General features: G+C 74.5%; 22 protein-coding genes. 18 read left to right on the forward strand and 4 right to left on the reverse strand.

The window, feature by feature from the left end; all coding sequences use genetic code 11:
- Window positions 1-4: 4 nt before the first annotated feature.
- The 6 genes from ACZ6NC_RS14435 (at window position 5) to ACZ6NC_RS14460 (ending at window position 7,036) form a co-directional block, all read left to right on the forward strand.
- Window positions 5-1,324: an O-antigen ligase family protein gene (locus ACZ6NC_RS14435; protein WP_465732449.1), complete on the forward strand. Its 1,320-nt coding sequence runs from the start codon at window positions 5-7 to the stop codon at window positions 1,322-1,324.
- Window positions 1,321-3,030: a lipid II flippase MurJ gene (locus tag ACZ6NC_RS14440; protein WP_465732451.1), complete on the forward strand. Its 1,710-nt coding sequence runs from the start codon at window positions 1,321-1,323 to the stop codon at window positions 3,028-3,030. Before ACZ6NC_RS14435 ends, ACZ6NC_RS14440 begins: the two co-directional genes overlap by 4 nt.
- Window positions 3,020-3,934 carry a polysaccharide deacetylase family protein gene (locus ACZ6NC_RS14445; protein ID WP_465732453.1) on the forward strand — a complete coding sequence of 305 codons (915 nt, stop codon included), beginning with the start codon at window positions 3,020-3,022 and terminating at the stop codon, window positions 3,932-3,934. The genes ACZ6NC_RS14440 and ACZ6NC_RS14445 overlap by 11 nt, the downstream gene beginning before the upstream one ends.
- Complete coding sequence (locus tag ACZ6NC_RS14450) at window positions 3,931-5,046, forward strand: glycosyltransferase (protein WP_465732455.1); 1,116 nt, start codon at window positions 3,931-3,933, stop codon at window positions 5,044-5,046. Before ACZ6NC_RS14445 ends, ACZ6NC_RS14450 begins: the two co-directional genes overlap by 4 nt.
- A 65-nt stretch (window positions 5,047-5,111) precedes the next feature.
- Window positions 5,112-5,876 (forward strand): Wzz/FepE/Etk N-terminal domain-containing protein, encoded by a 765-nt coding sequence (locus tag ACZ6NC_RS14455; protein ID WP_465732457.1) that lies wholly within the window; start codon window positions 5,112-5,114, stop codon window positions 5,874-5,876.
- Window positions 5,873-7,036 (forward strand): GNAT family N-acetyltransferase, encoded by a 1,164-nt coding sequence (locus ACZ6NC_RS14460; RefSeq protein ID WP_465732459.1) that lies wholly within the window; start codon window positions 5,873-5,875, stop codon window positions 7,034-7,036. Before ACZ6NC_RS14455 ends, ACZ6NC_RS14460 begins: the two co-directional genes overlap by 4 nt.
- Before the next feature lie 44 nt (window positions 7,037-7,080).
- Here the strand turns inward: ACZ6NC_RS14460 and ACZ6NC_RS14465 are convergent, their stop codons facing one another.
- On the reverse strand, window positions 7,081-8,325 hold the full coding sequence (locus ACZ6NC_RS14465; RefSeq protein ID WP_465732461.1) for a glycoside hydrolase family 26 protein: 1,245 nt from the start codon (window positions 8,323-8,325) through the stop codon (window positions 7,081-7,083).
- 345 nt (window positions 8,326-8,670) lie between these two features.
- On the opposite strand from ACZ6NC_RS14465, the gene ACZ6NC_RS14470 reads away from it, so the two are divergent.
- The 9 genes from ACZ6NC_RS14470 (at window position 8,671) to ACZ6NC_RS14510 (ending at window position 15,577) form a co-directional block, all read left to right on the forward strand.
- Window positions 8,671-9,600, forward strand: coding sequence for a hypothetical protein (locus ACZ6NC_RS14470; RefSeq protein ID WP_465732463.1), 930 nt, complete (start codon window positions 8,671-8,673; stop codon window positions 9,598-9,600).
- 212 nt (window positions 9,601-9,812) lie between these two features.
- Entirely contained in the window at window positions 9,813-11,411 is a 1,599-nt protein-coding gene (gene abc-f / locus ACZ6NC_RS14475) for a ribosomal protection-like ABC-F family protein (RefSeq protein ID WP_465732465.1), read from the forward strand.
- 327 nt (window positions 11,412-11,738) lie between these two features.
- Complete coding sequence (locus ACZ6NC_RS14480) at window positions 11,739-11,972, forward strand: helix-turn-helix domain-containing protein (protein ID WP_049658450.1); 234 nt, start codon at window positions 11,739-11,741, stop codon at window positions 11,970-11,972.
- Between the two features lie 231 nt (window positions 11,973-12,203).
- Entirely contained in the window at window positions 12,204-13,010 is an 807-nt protein-coding gene (locus ACZ6NC_RS14485) for an enoyl-CoA hydratase/isomerase family protein (protein ID WP_465732467.1), read from the forward strand.
- A 167-nt stretch (window positions 13,011-13,177) separates the two neighbouring features.
- Window positions 13,178-13,687, forward strand: a complete 510-nt coding sequence (locus ACZ6NC_RS14490) for an Asp23/Gls24 family envelope stress response protein (protein ID WP_465732469.1) — start codon at window positions 13,178-13,180, stop codon at window positions 13,685-13,687.
- Between the two features lie 54 nt (window positions 13,688-13,741).
- Window positions 13,742-13,933, forward strand: coding sequence for a hypothetical protein (locus ACZ6NC_RS14495; protein ID WP_392936213.1), 192 nt, complete (start codon window positions 13,742-13,744; stop codon window positions 13,931-13,933).
- The gene (locus ACZ6NC_RS14500) at window positions 13,933-14,292 is read left to right on the forward strand and encodes a hypothetical protein (RefSeq protein WP_465732472.1); all 360 of its coding nucleotides are present in this window, start codon (window positions 13,933-13,935) and stop codon (window positions 14,290-14,292) included. The genes ACZ6NC_RS14495 and ACZ6NC_RS14500 overlap by 1 nt, the downstream gene beginning before the upstream one ends.
- Entirely contained in the window at window positions 14,289-14,939 is a 651-nt protein-coding gene (locus tag ACZ6NC_RS14505) for a DUF6286 domain-containing protein (protein WP_465732473.1), read from the forward strand. Before ACZ6NC_RS14500 ends, ACZ6NC_RS14505 begins: the two co-directional genes overlap by 4 nt.
- Window positions 14,936-15,577 (forward strand): Asp23/Gls24 family envelope stress response protein, encoded by a 642-nt coding sequence (locus ACZ6NC_RS14510; RefSeq protein WP_465732475.1) that lies wholly within the window; start codon window positions 14,936-14,938, stop codon window positions 15,575-15,577. The genes ACZ6NC_RS14505 and ACZ6NC_RS14510 overlap by 4 nt, the downstream gene beginning before the upstream one ends.
- 9 nt (window positions 15,578-15,586) lie before the next feature.
- Here ACZ6NC_RS14510 and ACZ6NC_RS14515 read toward each other — a convergent pair whose 3' ends face one another.
- A complete protein-coding gene (locus ACZ6NC_RS14515) occupies window positions 15,587-16,357 on the reverse strand; it encodes an SDR family oxidoreductase (RefSeq protein ID WP_465732477.1) in 771 nt (256 codons plus the stop codon).
- A gap of 205 nt (window positions 16,358-16,562) precedes the next feature.
- On the opposite strand from ACZ6NC_RS14515, the gene ACZ6NC_RS14520 reads away from it, so the two are divergent.
- On the forward strand, window positions 16,563-16,988 hold the full coding sequence (locus ACZ6NC_RS14520; RefSeq protein WP_465732479.1) for a MerR family transcriptional regulator: 426 nt from the start codon (window positions 16,563-16,565) through the stop codon (window positions 16,986-16,988).
- Window positions 16,989-17,321: a thioredoxin gene (trxA, locus tag ACZ6NC_RS14525; RefSeq protein ID WP_465732481.1), complete on the forward strand. Its 333-nt coding sequence runs from the start codon at window positions 16,989-16,991 to the stop codon at window positions 17,319-17,321.
- A gap of 17 nt (window positions 17,322-17,338) precedes the next feature.
- Here trxA and ACZ6NC_RS14530 read toward each other — a convergent pair whose 3' ends face one another.
- Together ACZ6NC_RS14530 and ACZ6NC_RS14535 are read right to left on the reverse strand one after the other, a co-directional pair.
- The gene (locus ACZ6NC_RS14530) at window positions 17,339-18,139 is read right to left on the reverse strand and encodes an SURF1 family cytochrome oxidase biogenesis protein (protein WP_465732483.1); all 801 of its coding nucleotides are present in this window, start codon (window positions 18,137-18,139) and stop codon (window positions 17,339-17,341) included.
- Between the two features lie 31 nt (window positions 18,140-18,170).
- Entirely contained in the window at window positions 18,171-19,166 is a 996-nt protein-coding gene (locus ACZ6NC_RS14535; protein ID WP_465732485.1) for a DEDDh family exonuclease, read from the reverse strand.
- Window positions 19,167-19,345: 179 nt separating this feature from the next.
- On the opposite strand from ACZ6NC_RS14535, the gene ACZ6NC_RS14540 reads away from it, so the two are divergent.
- Entirely contained in the window at window positions 19,346-20,389 is a 1,044-nt protein-coding gene (locus ACZ6NC_RS14540; RefSeq protein WP_465732487.1) for a zinc-dependent alcohol dehydrogenase family protein, read from the forward strand.
- The last annotated feature ends 140 nt before the right edge of the window (window positions 20,390-20,529 follow it).

Below are 20,529 nucleotides of genomic sequence, written 5' to 3' on the forward strand. Positions count from 1 at the left end.
CAGCGTGGCCCTCACCCTCACCGCCGTCCCCCGACCCGCCCGGGCCTTACGCCGGGCCTGGACGGCCCTCCTGGAACGGCCCAGCCTCCTCGCCGCCGCCACCGTCCTGCTGGTCTGCGTCCCCACCGGGGAGAAGGACGTCACCGCCGCCGTCCACATCACGGCGGCCGACCTCGCCTCGCTCGCCCTGGTCGCGCTCACCGCCGTCGGCCTGCTGCGCGGCCGCACGCCCGCGATCGGCCGCACCGCCGCCGTCCGGTTCGGCGCGATCGTGGTCGCCGCCGCCGTCGCCACCGTCGGCTCGATCGACCCGGCCACCAGCCTCACCGGCTTCGTCCGGCTCACCCAGGTCTTCGTCCTGGTGCCCGCCGCCGTGCTCTGCGCGCTGCGCGACCGCACCGACCAGCGGCTGGTCCTCGGCTCCTTCGTGGCCGCCGCCCTGATCCAGGGCGTGGTCGGCGCCCACCAGTACCTCACCCGGACCGGCGCCTCCTACACCGGCCAGCCGATCCGGGCCGTCGGCACCTTCGGCGCGCTCGACATCATGGCGATGTCCACCGTCGTCAGCTACGGCCTGCTCGCCGCCCTCGCCCTCGCCCTCGCCGAACGAGGCCCCGGCGGCGACCACCGGCTGCGCCGCGCCATGTACGCGGCCGCCGCCTTCCTCGCCTTCCCGCTCGCCGTCTCCTTCAGCCGCGGCAGCTGGATCGCCACCGGCGCCGCCGCCGTCGTCCTGCTGCTGCGCGCCGACGCCCGGCTCGCCGTCCGCAGCGCCGTCCTCGCCCTGGCCGCCGGCGTGGTGCTGGTCGGCGGCCTCGGCCTCGGGGGCTCCGGCGTCACCGCCCGGCTCACCTCGATCGGCTCCGTCTCCGCCGCCCCCGACCAGTCGGTCTCCGACCGCTACGACCTCTGGTCCACCGCCGAACGCATCTGGCAGGACCACCCGGTCCGCGGCGCCGGCCCCAAGGCCTTCCAGCAGCTGCGTGACAGCCACGCCCCGCTGCGGCTCTCCTCCGGCAGCGACGCCGCCGACGCCACCATCGGCTTCCAGCGGGAACCGCTGCTCTCCCCGCACAACATGTACTTCCTGGTCCTCAGCGAACAGGGCCTGGTCGGGATCGTCGCCTACGCCACCCTCTTCCTCGGCCTGCTCCTCGGCTGCCTGCGCCGCGCCGCCGGCCCCGGCCTCGCGGCCCTGGCCCTGCTGGTCTGGGTGCTGGTCGACTTCCTCTACGCGGACATCGGTGGCACCACCACCGTGCTGACCTCCGTCGTCCTCGGCCTCGCCGCCCGTGCCGCCGCCCCGGAGGCCGCCGCCCGATGACCACCGACCAGCCGGCCGCACTCGCCCCCACGCTGCCGGCCCCCCGGACCGCCCCCGCGGCCGAGACCCACGCCGCCCCCCGGCGCGGCTTTCTCGCCAAGGCCTTCGGCGTCACCGCCGTGCTCAGTGCCGTCGGCTCCGGCCTCGGCCTGCTCCGGGACCTGCTGCTGGCCCGCTACTTCGGCGCCAACCAGGGCACCGACGCCTTCCTGGTCGCCTGGACGGTGCCGGAGACCGCCGCGCCGCTGCTGATCGAGGACGCCATGTCCTTCCTCATGGTGCCCGCCTTCGCCCTCGCCCTGGTGCTGCGCGAGGAACACCCCGACGGCCCCGACCCTGTCCGCCAGCTTGTCCGCGCCACCCTGCCCTGGCTGCTGCTCGCCCTGAGCGCGCTCTCGCTCGGCGCCGCGCTCGGCGCCCACCAGCTGGTCGACCTGCTCGCCCCCGGCCTGGCCAACCCCGGTCTCGCCGTCACCTGCACCCAAATCACCGCGTTCACCGTGCTGCCGTTCGGCGTGGCCGGCTACCTCGCCGCCGCGCTCCGGGCACACCACTGCTTCACCGCCCCGGCCGGCATCTACGTCGCCTACAACCTCGGCATCCTCGGCGTGCTGCTCAGCTGCCACGCGCTCTGGGGCGTCCGCTCCGCCGCGATCGGCGTCGCCCTCGGCAGCCTGCTGATGGCCGGCCTGCTGGTCGGCCCGTTCCTGCACCGGCTGCGCACCGGCCGCCCCGCCAAGGGCCGCCGCTCGCGCCACGCGCTGGTGCTGATCCCGCTCGCCCTGCTGCCGGTGGCCGCGTTCACCCTGACCAGGCAGGCGCAGGTCTTCATCGAGCGCTTCCTCGGCTCCGCGCTGCCGCCAGGCACCATCTCGCATCTCAACTACGCCGCGAAGGTCTCCCAGCTGGCCATGACGGCGGCGATCCTGATCTGCACCGTCACGTTCCCGCTGGTCGCCCGGGCGCTCGCCGCCGGGGATCTCACCGCCGCCCGCGACCGGGTCGAGAAGGATCTCGGCCAGGCCGCCGCCGTCGTCCTGCTCGGCACCGCCTTCCTGCTCGCCTGTGCCCCCTCGGTGGTCGCGCTGCTCTTCCAGCGCGGCGCCTTCGGCCCGCAGGACACCGCCGCCACCGCCGCCGTCATCCGGATCTACAGCTTCGGCCTGCCCGCCCAGGCGCTGATCGGCGTGATGATCCGCCCGTACTTCTCGCTCCGCCCGGTGGTCCGTCGGGCCGGCGACCCGGGCGGCGACGACGGCGGGCGCCGGCTGCTCGACTGGTACCCGGCCGCCGCCATGGTGCTCGGTCTGGTCGTCACCGTCGCCGTCGGCCTGCTCGGCACGCCCCGCTTCGGCGCCCTCGGCCTGGCCGCCGGAAACGCGGCCGGCATCACCGCAACCGCCGCGCTGCTGCTGCACGGCCTGGTCCTGCGCGGCATCGCGCTGCGCCTGCGGCTGGTCCTCGGCGGTCACGCCCGGCTGCTGGCCGCCGCCGCGGGTGCCGCCGCCCTCGGCACCCCCGCGGCCGCGTTCCCCACCGACCCCCTGCTCTCGACGCTGCTCGGGGGCCTCACCGTGGTGCTGGCCTTCGCCGCCCTCGGCACCGGCCTCGGTGCCCGCGAGGTGCGCGGACCGGTTCTCGCCGCCGTCCGGGCCCTGTGCCCGCCACCTGTCGCCGATGAAGGGAAGCTTCCCCATGGACGTTGAACGGGGTTCCGTCCGTTCGGCCCTGTCGGGCGTTCGCCGCTCGGCCGCGCCGACGGCAGCCGGCCCGCGCGCCGACGCACCGCGCACCGGCGTCCGCCGTCCCCAAGCACAGCTGCCCGGAAGCCGCCGCCCCGTCGCCGCCCCGCCCGGCCGGCAGAGCTCCTCGCCGTGGATCCTGATGTACCACTCGGTGGCCGTCGAGGAGGAGGACCCGTACCAGCTGACCGTCAGCCCCGAGCGGTTTGCCGAGCAGATCGCCTGGCTGCACCGGCGCGGCCGGCGCGGCGTCTCGGTCCGGGAGCTGATGCGCGCCCGGGCCGCGGGCAAGGACGAGAAGCTGGTCGGCCTCACCTTCGACGACGGCTACGCCGACTTCGCCCGGTACGCCGTACCGATCCTGCAGGCGTACGGCTTCACCGCCACCGCCTACGTGGTCGCCGACCTGCTCGGCCGGGCCAACGACTGGGACGCCGAGGGCCCGCGCAAGAAGTTGCTCACCGTCCAGGAGGTCACCGAACTCGCCGCCGCCGGCTGGGAGATCGGCTCGCACGGCCTCGGCCACCGGTCCCTCCCCGGCCTGCCCGCCGACGTCCTCGCCACCCAGACCCGGGAGAGCCGCCGGGCCCTGGAGGAGGTCGTCGGCGGCCCGGTAACCGGGTTCTGCTACCCGTACGGTGCCGTCGACCTGCGTGCCACCCAGGCCGTCCGCGACGCCGGCTACGACCACGCCTGCGCCATCGCCCACTCCCCGCTCACCGGCCGCTACGCGCTGCCCCGCTGCTACGTCGGCGACCGTGACGGCGCCTGGCGGCTGCGTGCCAAGCGCGGCCGGCACCGGCTCCGCGACACCGTCACCGAGCTGCGCCGCAGCCGCCTGGCCTCCCGCGGGGAGGGCGGGCGGTGAGAGTGCTGCACATCGTCACCGGCCTCGCCTCCGGTGGCGCCGAGCGCCAGCTCCAGCTGCTGCTGCGGCACCTGCCCGCGCACCAGCACTGCGAGGTGGTCGCGCTGACCAACCCCGGCACGGTGGCCGCCGCGCTGCGCGCCGAGGGCGTCACCGTTCACCACCTCGCCATGCGCGGAAACCGGGACATCGGCGCACTTCCCCGGCTGGTCCGGCTGATCCGCACCGGCCGGTACGACCTGGTGCACACCCACCTCTACCGGGCCTGCCTGTACGGGCGCCTCGCCGCCCGCCTCGCCGGGGTCCGGGCCGTGGTGGCCACCGAGCACTCGCTGCACGCCGGGGTGATCGAGGGCCGCCCGGTCACCCGCGGGGTCAAGGGCCTCTACCTGGCCGCCGAACGCCTCGGCACCACCACCGTCGCGGTGTCCCGGCAGGTCGCCCAGACCCTGCACGCCTGGGGCGTCCCGCCGGCCCGGATCGAGCTGATCCCCAACGGCATCGACACCGCCCGCTACCACCGCCCGGACGCCGACCGGGCGGCCGCCCGCGCCCGGCTGCGCGCCGAACTCGGCGTCCCGCCCGACAGTTGGGTGGTCGGTGGGGTGGGCCGGCTGGTCCCGGGCAAGCGCTTCCACATCCTGCTGGAGGCGCTCGCCGAACTGGACGGGGCAGCGCGCCTCGTCCTGGTCGGCGAGGGCCCCGAGCGCGCCGCCCTGGAGCGGCGGGCCGCCGAGCTCGGCGTCCGGGACCACCTGGTGCTCACCGGCGAGCGCGACGACGTCCCCGAACTCCTCACCGCCCTCGACGTGCTGGCCGCACCCTCGACCGCGGAGACCTTCGGCCTCGGCGTCCTGGAGGGCCTCGCCGCCGGCCTGCCCGTCCGCCACAGCGCCTGCCCGGCGCTGGACGAACTGCCGCCCGCCGCCGCCCCGCAGGCCCGCCGGATCCCCTCCGACGCCGCCGCCTACGCGACCGCGCTGGGCGAGCTGCGCCACCTCAACGACCACAGCACCGACCCGCTGCCCAGGCCTCCGGCCGTCGGCCACTACGACATCGCTCGGGTGGCCGCCGACCTCGGCGCCCTCTACGACCGCCTGGCCCCCGCTTGAGCCGCCGGCCACCCCCGAATTGCCGCGCCGCCGGCCCGGCGGCCCTCATATCCAAGGAGCACCCCATGTCCGAACCGCGCCGAAGCGCCCGCAGCCTGGCCCGCCGCTGGTGGCCGGTGGTCCTCGCGGTGCCGCTGGGCGCCGCCGGCGGCGCCGGGTACGCCGCGGTGGCCCACCCCTCGTACGCCGCCAACTCCTATGTGATCGTCGTGCCGCAGAACCCGGGGGAGAACGCCACCGCGGTCAACTTCGCCCAGGCGTACGGCCGGCTGGCGGGCCAGCCGCAGGTGCTCGCCGCGGCCGCCACCGAGACCGGCAGGAGCCGCACCCAGCTGGAGGCCCTGGTGCACGGCACCACCTCCCCGGACGCCCCGATGATCGAGATCACCGGTACCGGCGGCCGGCCGCAAGAGGCCGTCGAGGCCGCCGAGGCGGTGGCCCGCTCGCTGGTCGCCTTCGCCAACGCCAGCAGCAAGGAGACCGGCGTGCGGCTGGTCCCGCTGGCCCCGGCCGCCGAGCCGGACAAGCCGACCACCCCCTCCGCCGAGCTGGACGTCGCGGTCGGCGGCGCGGCCGGTGTGCTGATCGGCGCGCTGGTGATGATGACCCGCCGCCGGGGTGGCGACGGGCCCGCACCGGCGGCCGTGCCCGCGCCGGCCGCCCCGCGCCCGCGCACCGAGGAGCCCGCGGCCCGGGACGAGACCCCGGCCGCGACCGCCGCCGCCAAGGCCCCGGCAGGCAAGGCCGGGCAGGCCGGGCAGGCCGGGCAGGCCGGGCAGGCCGACAAGAGCGGGAAGAACGAGAAGGCCGCCGCCGGGAGCGGACGATGAGCACCGGGGCCGCCCCGGCTACCGGTCTCCCCACCCGGCCCGCCGCACCGACCTGGACGGCCGAGCTGCGCCGGGAGGACGACGCCCTCGACGTCCTCGCCGAGGAGTGGGACGACCTGGCCACCCGCTGCCGGACGGCCACCTTCTTCCAGGCCGCCGTCTGGCAGCGCTCCTGGTGGCGCCAGTACGGCCGCCCGGGCGAGCTGCTGGTGGTGCTGGTCCGCCGGGACGGCCGGCTGGTCGGCGCGGGCGCGTTCCAGCGGCGCGGCGGCCCGCTCGGCGGCCTGACCGGCCTCGGCGACGGGCTGGCCGACTTCACCGACATCCTGCTCGACGACGACTGCGCCGACCGCGCCGCCGCCGAGTTCGCCGCCGCCCTCCCGCTTACCCGCCCCTGGCACAGCCTGGAGCTGCGCGAGGTGCACCCGGAGGCGGCCGTACAGCGGGTGTTCGAGCACTGGCGCGGTCATCGGCGCCGGTTCGCCGACTCGCTCTGCCAGTACCTTCCGGCCGTCCCGATGGACCAGCTGCTCAAGCGGGTGCCCGGCAAGACCGCCCAGCGCAACCGGGTCAAGCTGCGCAAGATCGCCGAGGTCGGCGTCGAGGTCCGCCCGACGCCGCCGGAGGAGGTGCCCGAGGCGTTGGAGGGCCTGCTCCGGCTGCACTTCCTGCAGTGGCAGGAGCGTGGCGTCACCGCGGAGCACCGCACCGAGCGGTTCGCCCGCCACCTCGCCGAGTCCACCACCGGCCTGGTCGCCACCGGCCGTGCCGCCGTCCACCAGTTCCGGCTGGACGGCGAGCTGGTCGCGGTCAACCTGCTGCTGCTCTGCCCGTCCTTCAGCGGCCTCTACCTGTACGGCGCGCACCCCAGGCTGCGCGAGCGGCTGGACATCGCCGGACTGCTGTTCGGCGCGGCGCTGGACGAGACGGTGGCGGCCGGGATCCCCGTGATAGGCCTGCTGCGCGGCCAGGAGCCGTACAAGCAGCGCTGGCGGCCGGACCGGCAGCCGAACCAGCGGCTGCTCCTCGGCCCGCGCGGGCCGGCCCCGGCCGCCGCGGCCCGGGCCGGTACGGTGCGGGCCCGGCAGGTCGCGGTGCACGTGCTGAACACCCGTCTGCCGAGGCTCAAGGAGGCGCTGCTGGCCCGCCGCCGGAGCTGACCGGGCCCGGCCGCCGGGCCTCGCCGCCGCCCCCGGCGGGCGGGTCAGCGCCGGGCGGGCACGCCGCTCGGCGACGGGCTCGGCGAGGCCGTGGGCGACGGCGAGGGGAGCCCGGAGGGAGGCGCCGCCGCAGACGGAGAGGCCGGGAACGAGGCCGACGGTGACACCGACGGTGAGGCCGACGGCGCCGGGGCGGCCGACGGGGTGATCGTCGGAGCGGGCGCCGGGGCCGCCGGCGGCACGGTGGCCGGTGCCCCCTTGGACCCGGTCATCAGCTTCTTGAACCGGGCGCTGGACCGCGGGTTCTTGTCGCACTGCCAGAACCCGTGCGGGCAGTAGTCGGTGACGGTCTGGTAGCTGGTGTCGTGGGTTCGCATCCACTCCACCATCCGCTGGACGAACTCCGGGTTGTCGCCGTTCCGGAACAGCCCCCACTCCGGGTACGAGACCGGCTTGCCGCGCTTGGCCGCGAACTCCACCTGGTCCTGCAGCCCGTACGGCTCGCGCACGTAGTCGTCGAAGGTGGCGCCGGCCGGCTGGTCGTAGCTGTCCATGCCGATGATGTCGACCACGTCGTCGCCGGGGTAGCACTTGGTCCACGGGATGGCGTCCAGCCCCCGGTTCGGGGCGAAGTCGAAGCGGAACCGCTGCCCGGGCACCGAGCGCATCACCGAGACGATCCGCCGCCAGTACGTCTTCCAGGCGGCCGGGTCGGGCTTGCAGCGGTGGGTGTAGGTGACGCCGTTCATCTCCCAGCCGAGGGTGAGCACGGTGTCCGCCCCGCCGAGCGCGACCAGCCGACGGGCGAGCCTGAGGAAGTGCTGGTCGAAGTCCCCGCGCGCGCCCTGGGCGAGCAGCTTCGCCACCTCGGCGTCCGGCACGTTGCCCTCGTTGGGTACCAGCATCGGCACTCCGAGGACGAGCATCCGGGACGGGTCGGCCAGCCGCCACTGCGACCACAGGCCGAGCACCACCGGCTCGCCCTCGATGTCGGCCCAGCCGTTCCCGGCCAGGTAGGTGTGGCCGACCTGCATGTTGGCGTTGTTCAGCCATTGCGCGTACCGGCCGAGCTGCGGGATGTAGTTGTCCCAGGAGCCGACGAAGGCGCCGAACGGGGGCTCGTGCTGCGGCCGCTGGACGACCGGCCGGGGTGCCGCGCCGCGCGGCTGGACGGCGTCGGAGGAGAGGCTGTGCCGTTCGGTCTGGCTGAGCGGCGTCCCGGCCGGGACGCCGGCGGTGGTCAGCAGCAGCAGGGCGGCGCCGGCCAGCGTCAGGCGGCCGTATCGCATGGTTTTTTCCTCCGGGCGTCGCAGAGCGGGGCCGGATCGACGGACTGTGGTGCCCCGCTTGCAGACAGTAGGCCCAGCCGGCGTCGGAAAAGCCGAATGTCACCCTAAAGTGGGCGATATTCGAACGCCGACTGCCGCAACGTGCCGTGTATCACCTCTGTAACAGTCCGCGCGGCCCCGGGAGCCCTACCGCGGAGGGCCGTCCGGGGCGGTGGCGGGCCCGACGGCGCAGGTCGGCGGGCGGGTCCGGGGGAGGTCCGGGATCCGGGCGGTCTTCGTTCCACCGTTCGGACGCGCGGGAAAGTCCGGCTGACTCGTGTGGGTGCTGAAAGGTACGCTCCGCCAGTGTCCTGGAAGCCGCTGCGTGTCCTCACCCCCCGATCGATCCTCCCTGCCCTGGCTGTGCTGCTGGTCCTTGTGGCGGGAGCGGCCGCGCACGCCAACAAGCCCGTGCCGTTCGGGGACCGGGTGGCCGAGCCGGGCGGAGCGGACGCGAGCCCGGTCAACGCGCAGTCGCTGAGCGCGGCCGACCTGGAGCTGAAGGTGGGCCCCGGCCTGGAGGCGTACAACCGCTCCACCGGCGAACACGCCTGGTCCTACCGCCGCGAGGGCGCGACCGCGCTCTACCTGTCGATGGCGGGCGAAAGCGCCGTGGTGGTCTGGGACGACGGCCTGGTCACCTCGGTACGGCCCGGCGACCACGAGGTGCGCTGGCACCGCGCCGTCCCCGGCCTGGCCGACTGGCTGCGCGGCGACGGCGAGCCGGGCGCCGACAAGCGCACGGACGAGCAGCGCAAGCAGCTGGCGACGGAGCGCGCCGCCGCGGCCCTGCACACCGTCCAGCAGTCCGCGCCCTGGGTGGCGGTGGTCACACCGAACCTGACGATGGGTTTCCGGGACGCCGACGGCGACCTGCGCTACAACTCCAAGCCGGCCGGCAACTGCGTCTACGACCCGATGCGCACGGTCGGCACGGACTTCGCGGTGCTGGTCCCGCGCACCTGTACCAACAGCAGCGGCCAGCCGGTCTCCGGCGGCATCAACGGCTACCGGCTGGACAGCACCGGCTGGGTGCTGAACGCCGGTCCGGCGGTCTCGCTGAAGGCCCTGGACGGCCGCCGGGTGCTGATCTCGGACGGCCCGATCGTCGGCCCCAAGGTGTTCGACACCCAGGCCGCCGCCCCCGAGTCGGCCTGCGGCAGCCCGTCCGAGCCGTTCGCAGCCGTCCGCCCGCAGGGCACCTGCGCGGCCCCGGAGGCGACCTCCCAGCCGTAGCCGGGGCCCGGCCGGTACCCCGGGCAGGTAATTCTCCGGGCCTCCGCGCGGGGCCCGGTAGACTTGCCGTCATGGCTGTTCTCTCCGGGCACTAGCGGGCGAGCGGCGCCGCCCCGAGCGGTCTGCCGGTCCACCGACGACGCCCCCTTCCGCTGCCCAGGCCCTGTGCCCCGCCCAGGTGCCCGCCCACGTCCCAGGAGTAGTTCCCAGCCATGATTTCCGCCAACGCCCTTGAGCTGCGCGCCGGTGCCCGGGTCCTGATCGAGTCCGCGAGCTTCAAGGTCGCCCCCGGCGACCGGATCGGCCTGGTCGGGCGCAACGGCGCCGGGAAGACCACGCTCACCAAGGTCCTGGCCGGCGAGGGCCAGCCGGCCGGGGGCACCGTGACCCGCTCCGGCGAGGTCGGCTACCTCCCGCAGGACCCTCGCACCGGCGACCTCGACGTCCTCGCCAAGGACCGCATCCTCTCCGCCCGCGGCCTCGACACCGTGCTGAAGAAGATGCGCGAGAACGAGGACCGGATGGCCAACGGCAAGGGCGCCACCCAGGAAAACGCGATGAAGAAGTACGCGCGCCTGGAGACCGAGTTCCTCACCAAGGGCGGGTACGCCGCCGAGGCCGAGGCCGCCACCATCGCCGCCGCGCTGGGCCTGCCGGACCGCATCCTGGGGCAGCAGCTGCACACCCTCTCCGGTGGTCAGCGCCGCCGCGTCGAGCTGGCCCGGATCCTCTTCTCCGACTCCGACGTGCTGCTGCTCGACGAGCCCACCAACCACCTCGACGCCGACTCGATCGCCTGGCTGCGGGACTTCCTGAAGACGTACAAGGGCGGCTTCATCGTCATCTCGCACGACGTCGACCTGGTCGAGACGGTCGTCAACAAGGTCTTCTACCTGGACGCCAACCGCTCCGCGATCGACGTCTACAACATGGGCTGGAAGCAGTACCAGCAGCAGCGCGAGGACGACGAGAAGCGCCGCAAGCGCGAGCGGGCCAACGCCGAGAAGAAGGCCGCGACCCTCAACTCGCAGGCCGACAAGATGCGGGCCAAGGCCACCAAGACGGTGGCCGCGCAGAACATGGCCCGCCGCGCCGAGAAGCTGCTCTCCGGGCTGGAGCAGGTCCGGCAGAGCGACAAGGTCGCCAAGCTGCGCTTCCCGGACCCGGCCCCCTGCGGCAAGACCCCGCTGACCGCCAGCGGGCTCTCCAAGTCCTACGGCTCGCTGGAGATCTTCACCGACGTGGGCCTGGCCATCGACCGGGGCTCTCGGGTCGTCATCCTCGGGCTCAACGGCGCCGGCAAGACCACCCTGCTGCGGATGCTGGCCGGGGTGGAGCAGCCCGACACCGGCGAGGTGATCCCGGGCCACGGTCTGAAGATCGGCTACTACGCCCAGGAGCACGAGACCCTGGACCCGGAGCGCTCGGTGCTGGAGAACATGCGCTCCTCGGCCCCCGACACCGACCTGGTGCAGATCCGCAAGATCCTCGGCTCGTTCCTGTTCTCCGGCGACGACGTCGACAAGCCGGCCGGGGTGCTCTCCGGCGGTGAGAAGACCCGTCTCGCGCTGGCCTCGCTGGTGGTCTCCAGCGCCAACGTGCTGCTGCTCGACGAGCCGACCAACAACCTCGACCCGGCCAGCCGCGAGGAGATCCTCGGCGCGCTGCGCGAGTTCAGCGGCGCGGTCGTGCTGGTCACCCACGACGAGGGCGCGGTCGACGCGCTCCAGCCGGAGCGGATCATCCTGCTGCCGGACGGTGTGGAGGACCTCTGGAGCCCGGCGTACGCCGATCTGGTCTCGCTCGCCTGACCTGAAGTAGACGCTTGGTCCCCTCTTTGGACCAGAAAAACTAGTCCTTACGGCGTGTCCGGGAATGAAGAGGTCCTGGATTCCGTTTAAGGAGCTTCCGTCGGCCCGCCACTCGATCGTGGTCGGGCCGACGCTGCTGATCAGCCCTTTCGCGCCGGACGGCGCAATCCGCCCGGGGGCGCGCACTCTGCGTGAGCGCCCTTGTGCGCTCGGATCACCACCGGTGGACCACGCATTCCCGACATCGACCTTGCCGAATGGGTGGCCAGGACGCTGTGGATGGGTGATCATGGGAATCTGACCGAGCAACGCTACGAGGAGGCACGGGTGGCCGAGACTCTGAAAAAGGGCAGCCGGGTGACCGGTGCCGCGCGTGAGAAGCTCGCGGCCGATCTCAAGAAGAAGTACGACTCCGGGGCGAGCATTCGCGCTCTCGCGGAGGAGACCGGTCGCTCGTACGGCTTCGTGCACCGGATGCTGAGCGAGTCCGGAGTGATCCTCCGGGGCCGCGGTGGTGCCACGCGGGGCAAGAACAAAGCTACTGCTGGAGCCAGCTCCTGACGGTCCGTCAGTCCATCGGCGGATGACTCGGCGGCAGGGCGCCGACCGGGGAGACGACTGTTGGTCGTTCGCCCCCGGCCCGTGCGAACCGGCCGCCGATCGTCATGCCCGCCCGCGCCGCGGTCCGGCGCTGCCATCCCTTCCGTAACGGCGTGCGCCGTCGCCCTGCCGCTGCGCGCCCAGGTTTGTTACTCTCCGGTAGCCAAGTCCCTCGCCACCGGAGGTCCCCGCATGACCGCCCCCGCCACCGACCCGCAGGCCCCGAGCTGGGAGCAGGACGGCGTCCGCCTGGAGATCGACGGCGAGCTCGCCGTCGTCACCCTCTGTCAGCCCCAGCGGCGCAACGCCCAGTCTCCCGCGATGTGGCGCGCCCTGACCGCCGCCGGCCGCCAACTGCCGGGCGGTGTCCGGGTGGTGCTGCTCCGCGCCGAGGGCGTCTCCTTCTCGGCCGGCCTGGACCGCGCGATGTTCACCGCCGAGGGCATCCCCGGCGAGCGCACCTTCCTCCAGCTGGCCGCCGCCGAGGACAAGGACCTCGACGACACCATCGCCTCCTACCAGGAGGCCTTCAGCTGGTGGCGGCGCCCCGACCTGGTCACCATCGCGGCCGTCCAGGGCCACGCCGTCGGCGCCGGCTTCCAGCTCGCCCTCGGCTGCGACCTTCGCGTCGTCGCCGAGGACGTCCAGTTCTCCATGAAGGAGACCTCGCTCGGCCTCGTGCCCGACCTGGCCGGTACCAAGCCGCTCACCGAACTGGTCGGCTACGCCCGGGCGCTGGAGATCTGCGCCACCGGCCGCTGGGTGGGCGCCGAGGAGGCCGCCGCCATCGGCCTGGCCAACCTGGCCGTCCCCGGCACGGAGCTCGACGGCGCCGCCCGTGACCTCGCCGCCGCACTGCTGGCCGCACCGCGCAGCGCCGTCATCGAGACCAAGGCGCTGCTCCAGGGTGCGGCCGGCCGCTCCTACGACGAGCAGCGTTCGGCCGAACGGGTGGCGCAGGCCCGCCGGCTGCGCGACCTGGCCGGTATCGGCGACTGACCGCCGCTCCTGCGCCGAAGGCCCGGCTCACGGGGGCACCCCGTGAGCCGGGCCTTCGGCGTTCCCGGCCCCCGCGGGGAGGCGCTCCAGGGGCGGGAATCGTGGCGAAATGCCAGAGTTGGAGCGATTTGCGATATAGCTGGAGCCGTACGACGGGAGAAGCGCCCATGCCTGACACTCCGACGCCCGCCACCATGCACAAGAACCCCGCTGCCGCTGTCGCTGCCGCAACGCCGTCCAGCAGTGACAGCAACAAGCCGCTCGGCGACCGCGGCCGCACCGCGCTGGCCGTCGGCGTGGTCGAGAAGATCGCCGGCATGGCCGCCCGCGAGGTCTCCGGCATCCACGCCCTCGGCTCGGGCCTCTCCCGCACCTTCGGCGCGATGCGCGACCGGGTGCCCGGCGGCAGGTCCAGCATCGGGCGCGGCATCAAGGCAGAGGTCGGGGAGAAGCAGACCGCCATCGACATCGCGCTGGTCGTCGAGTACGGCGTGGTCATCCCCGAACTGGCCCGCCAGGTACGGGAGAACATCATCGACGCGGTCGAGCGGATGACCGGCCTGGAGGTCGTCGAGGTCAACATCGCGGTCAACGACGTCCACCTGCCCGACGAGCCGGACGTCGAGGAGGAGGAAGAGGAGACCGTCTCCTCCGGTCAGCGGCCCAAGCTGAAGTAACGGAGTCGGGGCAGCCCGCGCGGCGGGGAAGCAGCGGAAGACGAGGTGGAGCGGATGAACCTGGCCATCGTCGGCCTGGTGGTGGGAATGGCCCTCGGCTTCGCCGGCTATTTCGGCGGGTTCGCGGCGTTCCTGCTGGTGGCCGCGTTGGGCGTGGTCGGCTTCGTGGTCGGGCGGCTGCTGGAGGGCGACATCGAACTCGGTGACCTCGGCGACCTGCTGCGCGGCCGCGACCGGCGCCGTTGATGGCGGCCCTCGCCACCCCCGTCTCCGGAGTCCCCCGGCGTGAGCCCGGCGCCCGCGGCCGGCTCCGCATCGCCGACCGGGTCTACGCCCGGATCGCCGCCCGGGCCGCCCGCGAGGCGCTCGCCGACGCCTGGCGCGGCCGGGCCGACCACGGCGGCCCGCCGAAGGTGTCGGTCTCCACGCCGGGCTCCACCGTCCTCGTCCGGGTCGCCGTCGACCTGCCCTTCCCCGCCGACCTCGCCGCGCTCGCCCGCGCCGTCCGTGACCGGATCGCCGCCCAGATCGGCGGGCTGACCGGGACCCGCGTCAGCGAGGTGGTGGTCGTCGTCGAGAAACTGGTGTCGAGGGGAGCGGCATGACCGACCACCTGCCGGAAACCCTGCCGTCGGAGCAGCCGGGCGAACCGCCCGAGCCCGAGGCGGTGAAGGTGCCCCGGCTGCGGGCCCCGCGGACGTCCGCCGCGGTGGTCGTCGCCATCGCGGCGCTGGTGCTCGGCGGGGCGCTGCTCTACGACGTGATCGCCGTGCGCACCGGCCACGCCGCCCGCCGCTGGCGCGCCGAGATCGCCGACGAACTGGCCACCCGACACCTGGACGACCCCTGGGTCCTGCTCGGCGCCGGGGTCGCCACCCTGCTCGGCGCCTGGCTGCTCTGGCTCGCCTTCGCCCCCGGGCTGCGCCGCTGGCTGCCGCTGCGCCCGCACGGGGACACCGCCGCCGCCATCGACCGGGCCGGCGTGGCCATCCTGCTGACCGACCGGGCCGCCGGCCTGCCTGGCATCGAGCGCCTCACCGTACGGATCAACCGCCGCCGGGTGAAGGTCATCGTCGACGGACCGGCCGACCCGGCCTTCGTCCAGCGGCAGCTGCGGGAGGAGCTGGCGCGGGTCACCCTGGCCCGGCCGCTCCGGCTCGACGTGCGGACCAGGCGCGGCCGGGCACGCCGCGGCGGGGCGACGGCCGGGCCGGAGAACCCCGGTGTGCCCGGGGCAGGAGGGGCAGGATGAGTCGGTCCACCGTCAACCGGGTGCTGCTCGGCATGGCCGGGCTGGTGCTGCTCGCCGCCGGGGTGCTGGTGCTGGCCGGCGGCCTCGACCTGTACGGGCGGCTGGGGGTGGACCCGCCGAGCTGGTGGCCGCTCACCTCGCCGGACCAGCCGGTGGTCAGCGTCGGCTCGCGGACCCGCTGGGTGGAGCAGTCCTGGTGGTGGCCCACCGTGATCTCCGGGCTGACGATCGTGGTGGCCGGTGCGGCCGGGTGGCTCTTCGCGCAGCTGCGGCGCAGCGGCCCGGCCACCGTCGCCGTCGCCACGCCCGGGGTGTCGGGGCTGCGGCTGCGGCTGCGCAGCCGGGCGCTGGAGGAGGCCCTGGAGACCGGCACGGTGGCGCTCCCGGAGGTCGAGCGGGCTGGCGTCGGGCTGGTCCGGGGCCCCCGGCACCCGCGGCTGCGCGCCGCCGTGCGGCTGACCCCCGGCGGTGATCCGGCGGCCCTGGTCGAGCACTTCGAGACCGGCCCGCGCAGCGATGCCCGGACCAGCCTCGGCCTCGCCGAGCTGCCCGCCGACCTGCGGATCCGGGTGGTGGCGGCGAAGCCGGCCGCCACGACGAGGCGCGGCGGCCGGCGCAAGCACCCGCGGGTCCAGTAGACCCGCAGGTCAGAGGCCGCGCAGGGCGCCGCCGTCGACCGGGAGCATCACGCCGGTCAGGTAGGAGGCGGCGGGGGAGAGCAGGAAGGCGGCGGCCTTGCCGAACTCCTCGGCCGTGCCGTAGCGGCCGAGCGGGATGGCGGCGTTGTGGCGGGCGCGAGCGGCGGCGGCGTCGCCGCTGAGGGCGTCCAGCTCGCGCACCCGGTCGGTGTCGATCCGGGCCGGGAGCAGCCCGACGACCCGGATGCCGCGCGGACCGAGCTCGTCGGCGAGCGACTTGGCGGCCATTGCCAGGCCGGGCCGCAGCCCGTTGGAGATGCCGAGGCTCGGGATCGGCTCACGGACCGAGCCGGAGAGTACGAAGCCGATCACACCGCCCTCGCCGAGCACGCCGGCCGCGGCGCGGGCGATCCGCAGGGCGCCCAGGAAGACCGACTCGAAAGCGCCGCGCCAGGCCTCCTCGGGGACGGTCGACACCGGGCCGGCCTGCGGGCCGCCGACGCTGATCAGCACGCCGTCCAGCCGGCCGAAGCGCTCGACGGCCGTGGTGACCAGGTGGTCGGCGGTTGCCGGGTCGGAGTTGTCGGCGATCAGGCCGTGTGCGGCACCGGGGCCGCCGAGGGCGTCGAGTGCGGCGACGGCGGCGTCCACGGACTCCTTGCTCCGGCCGCTGACCAGCACCCGGGCACCGTCGGCGGCCAGCTCCCGGGCGGCCGCGAAGCCGAGGCCCCGGGTGGCGCCGGTGACCACGTACACCTTGTCCTTCAGTCCAAGATCCATGGCTCCCATCCTGCCGGGTACGGGGGCGGCCGGGGTAGCTGCGGGGGCGGGAGCGGCCGCGACGGCCCAGGCGTGGCCGGATCGATACCCCGGCGGCCGGAAGTCGACGGGACCGAAGGCCCGCCGCGCTGGCCTTGACGTCCGCGTCAAGGTCTACCGTCGTTCCGGGCGGCGTTCGGAAGCGGCCGGAAGGGCGGGTGCGGTGATGCGGATCGGCGAGTTGGCGCAGCGGGCGGGGACGACCACCCGGGCGCTGCGGTACTACGAGCAGCTCGGGCTGCTGCCCGCGCGGCGGGCCGGCAACGGCTACCGCGCGTACGGCGAGGACGATCTGCGGCTGATCCGGCAGATCCGCACCCTGCAGGACTTCGGGTTCGGGCTGGAGGAGACCCGCCCGTTCGTGGAGTGCCTCCAGGCGGGCCACCCGGAGGGGGACTCCTGCCCGGCCTCGCTGGAGGTCTACCGGCGCAAGCTGGCCGAGCTCGACGAGTGCATCGGCCGGTTGCAGGACGTCCGTACGCAGGTGGCCGAGCAGTTCGCCCGGGCCGAGCAGGCCCGTGACGAGCTGGCGGCGGAGGCCGGCGGCCGGGCGCCGCAGTGCGAGTTGGCGATCGAGTGGGAGGAGCGGTAGATGGTGCAGATCACGGGCGTGCCGGCGGTCACGGACGAGACGTTCGCCGCCGAGGTGCTGGCGGCCGAGGGGCCGGTGCTGGTGGACTTCACGGCGGACTGGTGCCCGCCGTGCCGCCAGATGGTGCCGGTACTGGCGGACATCGCGCGGGAGGAGGCGCACCGGCTCACGGTGGTCAGCCTCGACGTGGACCACAACCCGCAGACGCAAGCCGCGTACGGCGTGCTGTCGATGCCCACGCTGATGGTGTTCCGGGGCGGCGAGCCGGTGAGGGCCGTGGTCGGCGCCCGGGCCAAGGCCCGGCTGCTGCGCGAGCTGGAGGACGTCCTGTAACGACCGGCAGGGCGGTGCTACGCCGGCACGGCCTCCGGCGCCACCTCGGCCTCGGCGGCCTCCTTGCGACGGTCCCTGGCCTCGCGGCGGACCATCACCCAGATCCCGACCGGGATCATCGCGGTGAACAGCCACCACTGGATCGCGTACGCCATGTGCGGGCCGATGTCGGAGTGGTTGGGCTCGGGCAGCAGCTCGGGCTGGTCGGCCGGGGCCGGGGCGGTGGCGGTGAGCTCCAGGTAGCCGCCGAGCAGGGTGGCGCCGGTCTCCTTGGCCTGCTGCTCGGTGCTGATCAGGTTGAACTGCCGGTCCGGCAGGCCGCCCCGGTCACGGATGCCGCTGCCGGCCGAGGTCTCGTCGGCGCGCATCCGGCCGGTGAGGGTGACCTCGCCGGCCGGGGTGGCCGGCACCGGCGGGTAGGCGGTGGCGGAGTCGCCGGACGCCACCCAGCCCCGGTTGACCAGGACGGTGCCCTTTCCGTCGGAGAGCTTCAGCGGAGTGATCACGAAGTACCCGATCTTGTCCCCGCCGGCGCCGGTCCGCTTGCGGACCACGAACTCGTGCGCCGGGTCGTACTCCCCGACGGCCGTCACCGCCCGCCAGGTCAGGCCCTTCGGCACGGCGAAGCCGGGCGTGGCCGACAGCGTGTCGTACGGGACCGGCGACGCGGTGAGCGACGCGGCGATCAGCTCGTTGCGGGCCACCCGCGCCTCGTGGCGGTGCAACTGCCAGAACCCCAGCTTGATGGTGGTGGGGACCAGCAGGAGGGCGATCAGCAGGGTGATCAGCCAGCGCCGGGAGAGGAGAAAACGGTACACACGGGCACGGTACGCCCACCTCACAACCGGATCACGCACCGGGGTGCGGGGCGACCTCGCGCAGCAGTTGGAGGAAGGCGTCCTCGCCGACCACCGGGGTGCCGACCTCGCGGGCCCTGCGGGCCTTGCCGCTCCAACTGCCGGGCTCGTTGGTGACCAGCAGGCTGGTGAGCCGGCTCACCGAGCCGGCGATGTGCAGGCCGGCCTCGACGGCGCGGTCCTCCAGCACCTCGCGGTCGGTCGCGGTGTCGCCGGTGAACGCCACCCGCATGCCCTGCACCAGCGGCTTGCCGTCCTCCCAGCGCCCGGGGTTCGGGTACGGGCACGGCGGGCGCTTCTTCGCCTGGCGGTAGGAGGAGCCCGTCCACGAGCTGCGGGCGGCGGAGACGGGCTCGTCCTCGCCGAGGTCGGTGACGGCGACGCAGTTCTGCAGCGGCAGCGGGACGCCGCCGCTACGGGCCAGGTGGAGGCTGGGGCGGAACGCCTCGGCGAGCACCCGGGCGTCGTCCAGGGCGTTGTGCGCCTGGCGCTGCTGGACGCCGAAGTACGCGGCGAGCGAGGCCAGCTTGCCGTTGGCCAGCGGCAGTCGCAGGTCACGGGAGAGCACCATGGTGCAGATCCGCTGGTCGACCGGGGCGTGCCGGCCGGCCCGGGAGAACTCGCGGGAGATCATGTTCCAGTCGAAGAGCGCGTTGTGGGCGACCAGGACCCGGCCGCGCAGCCGCTCGGCGAACTCGTCGGCGATCTCCGGGAAGGTCGGCGCACCCGCCAGCACCGCGTGGGTGAGGCCGTGGATCCAGACCGGGCCGGGGTCGCGCTCGGGGTTGACCAGGGTGTACCAGTGGTCGGTGACCTCGCCCTCGGCGTCCAGCTGGTAGACGCCCGCCGAGATCACGCGGTCCGAACGGCCGAGGCCGGTGGTCTCGACGTCCACCACCGCGAAGCCCTCGGAGGGGGCGGCGGAGCGCTGGGCGGGGACGGGGACGGCCCGCGGCGCGCCGGACGTCTCGGGCTGGATCGCATGCATGGTCAAACAGAATAAGCGCCGTGGCGGTGGGGACCGGCCGAAATGTGGCGAAGGCCGCCCGGAGTGAGCGGTTCGGCGGGCCGGAATAGAGTGGGCAGCGTATTCGTCGTACACCCAGTCGAATATCCCCTGGCTGCCCAACACCCCCGCGCAGCCGATTTCCCGAAGGACGAACCCTCATGCGCGCCACCGTGATCCACGGCCCCCACGACATCCGGATCGAGTCCGTGCCGGACCCGGTGATCCAGCACCCGACCGACGCCGTGGTCCGTGTGGTGAACGCCTGCATCTGCGGCAGCGACCTGTGGGCGTACCGGGGTGTCGCCGCCCGGGTGGCCGGGCAGCGGATCGGGCACGAGTTCCTCGGCGTGGTCGAGGAGACCGGCGCCGAGGTGAGCGGTTTCAAGCGGGGCGACCTGGTGGTGGCGCCGTTCGTCTGGTCGGACGGCAGCTGTGACTTCTGCCGCGAGGGCCTGCAGACCTCCTGCCCGCACGGCGGCTTCTGGGGCCAGGTCGGCTCGGACGGCGGCCAGGGCGAGGCGGTGCGCGTCCCGTTCGCCGACGGCACGCTGGTGGCCCTGCCCAAGGACGCGGCGGGCGACGAGAAGCTGCTGCCCAGCCTGCTCGCCCTCTCCGACGTCATGGCCACCGGGCACCACGCCGCCGTCTCGGCGGGCGTGCGGCCGGGCGCGACCGTGGCGGTCGTCGGCGACGGCGCGGTGGGTCTGTGCGGCGTGCTGGCGGCGCAGCGGCTCGGCGCGGGCCGGATCATCGCGCTCGGCCGGCACACCGCCCGCACCGACCTGGCCCGCCGGTTCGGGGCCACCGACGTGGTCGCCGAGCGCGGTGAGGCCGCCATCGAGGCGGTCAAGGAGCTGACCGGCGGTCAGGGTGCGCACGCCGTGCTGGAGGCGGTCGGCACCGAGGAGTCGATGCGTACCGCCGTCTCCATCACCCGTGACGGCGGCGCGGTCGGCTATGTCGGGGTGCCGCACGGCGGCAGCGCGGGCGTCGACATCGGTCAGATGTTCGGCCGAAACGTTTCGCTCAACGGCGGCGTCGCCCCGGCCCGCGCCTACATCCCCGAGCTGCTGCCGGACGTGCTCTCCGGCGCCATCGAGCCCGGCCTGGTCTTCGACCGCACGATCGGCCTGGACGACGTCCCGGACGGCTACCGGGCGATGGACGACCGCTCCGCCCTGAAGGTGCGGATCGCGTTCTGACCGGTTCCCCGATCGCATGACACCGGCCTGGGGGGGGGGGGGGGGAAGGGGGGGGGGGGGGTGGGGGGGGGGGGGGGGGGGGAGGGAGGGGGGGGGGGGGGGGGGGGGGGGGGGGGTGTTGGTTCCAAAACGGGAAAGAG

The sequence above is a fragment of the Kitasatospora sp. NPDC041988 genome (assembly GCF_055588525.1).

Bases quoted from the DNA above. Each gene is read 5' to 3' on its own strand.
- ACZ6NC_RS14505 (WP_465732473.1), top strand. From the start codon at position 14,289: ATGACCGACCACCTGCCGGAAACCCTGCCGTCGGAGCAGCCGGGCGAA.
- ACZ6NC_RS14440 (WP_465732451.1), top strand. From the start codon at position 1,321: ATGACCACCGACCAGCCGGCCGCACTCGCCCCCACGCTGCCGGCCCCC.
- ACZ6NC_RS14510 (WP_465732475.1), top strand. From the start codon at position 14,936: ATGAGTCGGTCCACCGTCAACCGGGTGCTGCTCGGCATGGCCGGGCTG.
- ACZ6NC_RS14520 (WP_465732479.1), top strand. From the start codon at position 16,563: ATGCGGATCGGCGAGTTGGCGCAGCGGGCGGGGACGACCACCCGGGCG.
- ACZ6NC_RS14445 (WP_465732453.1), top strand. From the start codon at position 3,020: ATGGACGTTGAACGGGGTTCCGTCCGTTCGGCCCTGTCGGGCGTTCGC.
- ACZ6NC_RS14540 (WP_465732487.1), top strand. From the start codon at position 19,346: ATGCGCGCCACCGTGATCCACGGCCCCCACGACATCCGGATCGAGTCC.
- ACZ6NC_RS14465 (WP_465732461.1), bottom strand. From the start codon at position 8,325: ATGCGATACGGCCGCCTGACGCTGGCCGGCGCCGCCCTGCTGCTGCTG.
- ACZ6NC_RS14460 (WP_465732459.1), top strand. From the start codon at position 5,873: ATGAGCACCGGGGCCGCCCCGGCTACCGGTCTCCCCACCCGGCCCGCC.
- ACZ6NC_RS14455 (WP_465732457.1), top strand. From the start codon at position 5,112: ATGTCCGAACCGCGCCGAAGCGCCCGCAGCCTGGCCCGCCGCTGGTGG.
- abc-f (WP_465732465.1), top strand. From the start codon at position 9,813: ATGATTTCCGCCAACGCCCTTGAGCTGCGCGCCGGTGCCCGGGTCCTG.
- trxA (WP_465732481.1), top strand. From the start codon at position 16,989: ATGGTGCAGATCACGGGCGTGCCGGCGGTCACGGACGAGACGTTCGCC.
- ACZ6NC_RS14490 (WP_465732469.1), top strand. From the start codon at position 13,178: ATGCCTGACACTCCGACGCCCGCCACCATGCACAAGAACCCCGCTGCC.
- ACZ6NC_RS14485 (WP_465732467.1), top strand. From the start codon at position 12,204: ATGACCGCCCCCGCCACCGACCCGCAGGCCCCGAGCTGGGAGCAGGAC.
- ACZ6NC_RS14500 (WP_465732472.1), top strand. From the start codon at position 13,933: ATGGCGGCCCTCGCCACCCCCGTCTCCGGAGTCCCCCGGCGTGAGCCC.
- ACZ6NC_RS14515 (WP_465732477.1), bottom strand. From the start codon at position 16,357: ATGGATCTTGGACTGAAGGACAAGGTGTACGTGGTCACCGGCGCCACC.
- ACZ6NC_RS14535 (WP_465732485.1), bottom strand. From the start codon at position 19,166: ATGCATGCGATCCAGCCCGAGACGTCCGGCGCGCCGCGGGCCGTCCCC.
- ACZ6NC_RS14495 (WP_392936213.1), top strand. From the start codon at position 13,742: ATGAACCTGGCCATCGTCGGCCTGGTGGTGGGAATGGCCCTCGGCTTC.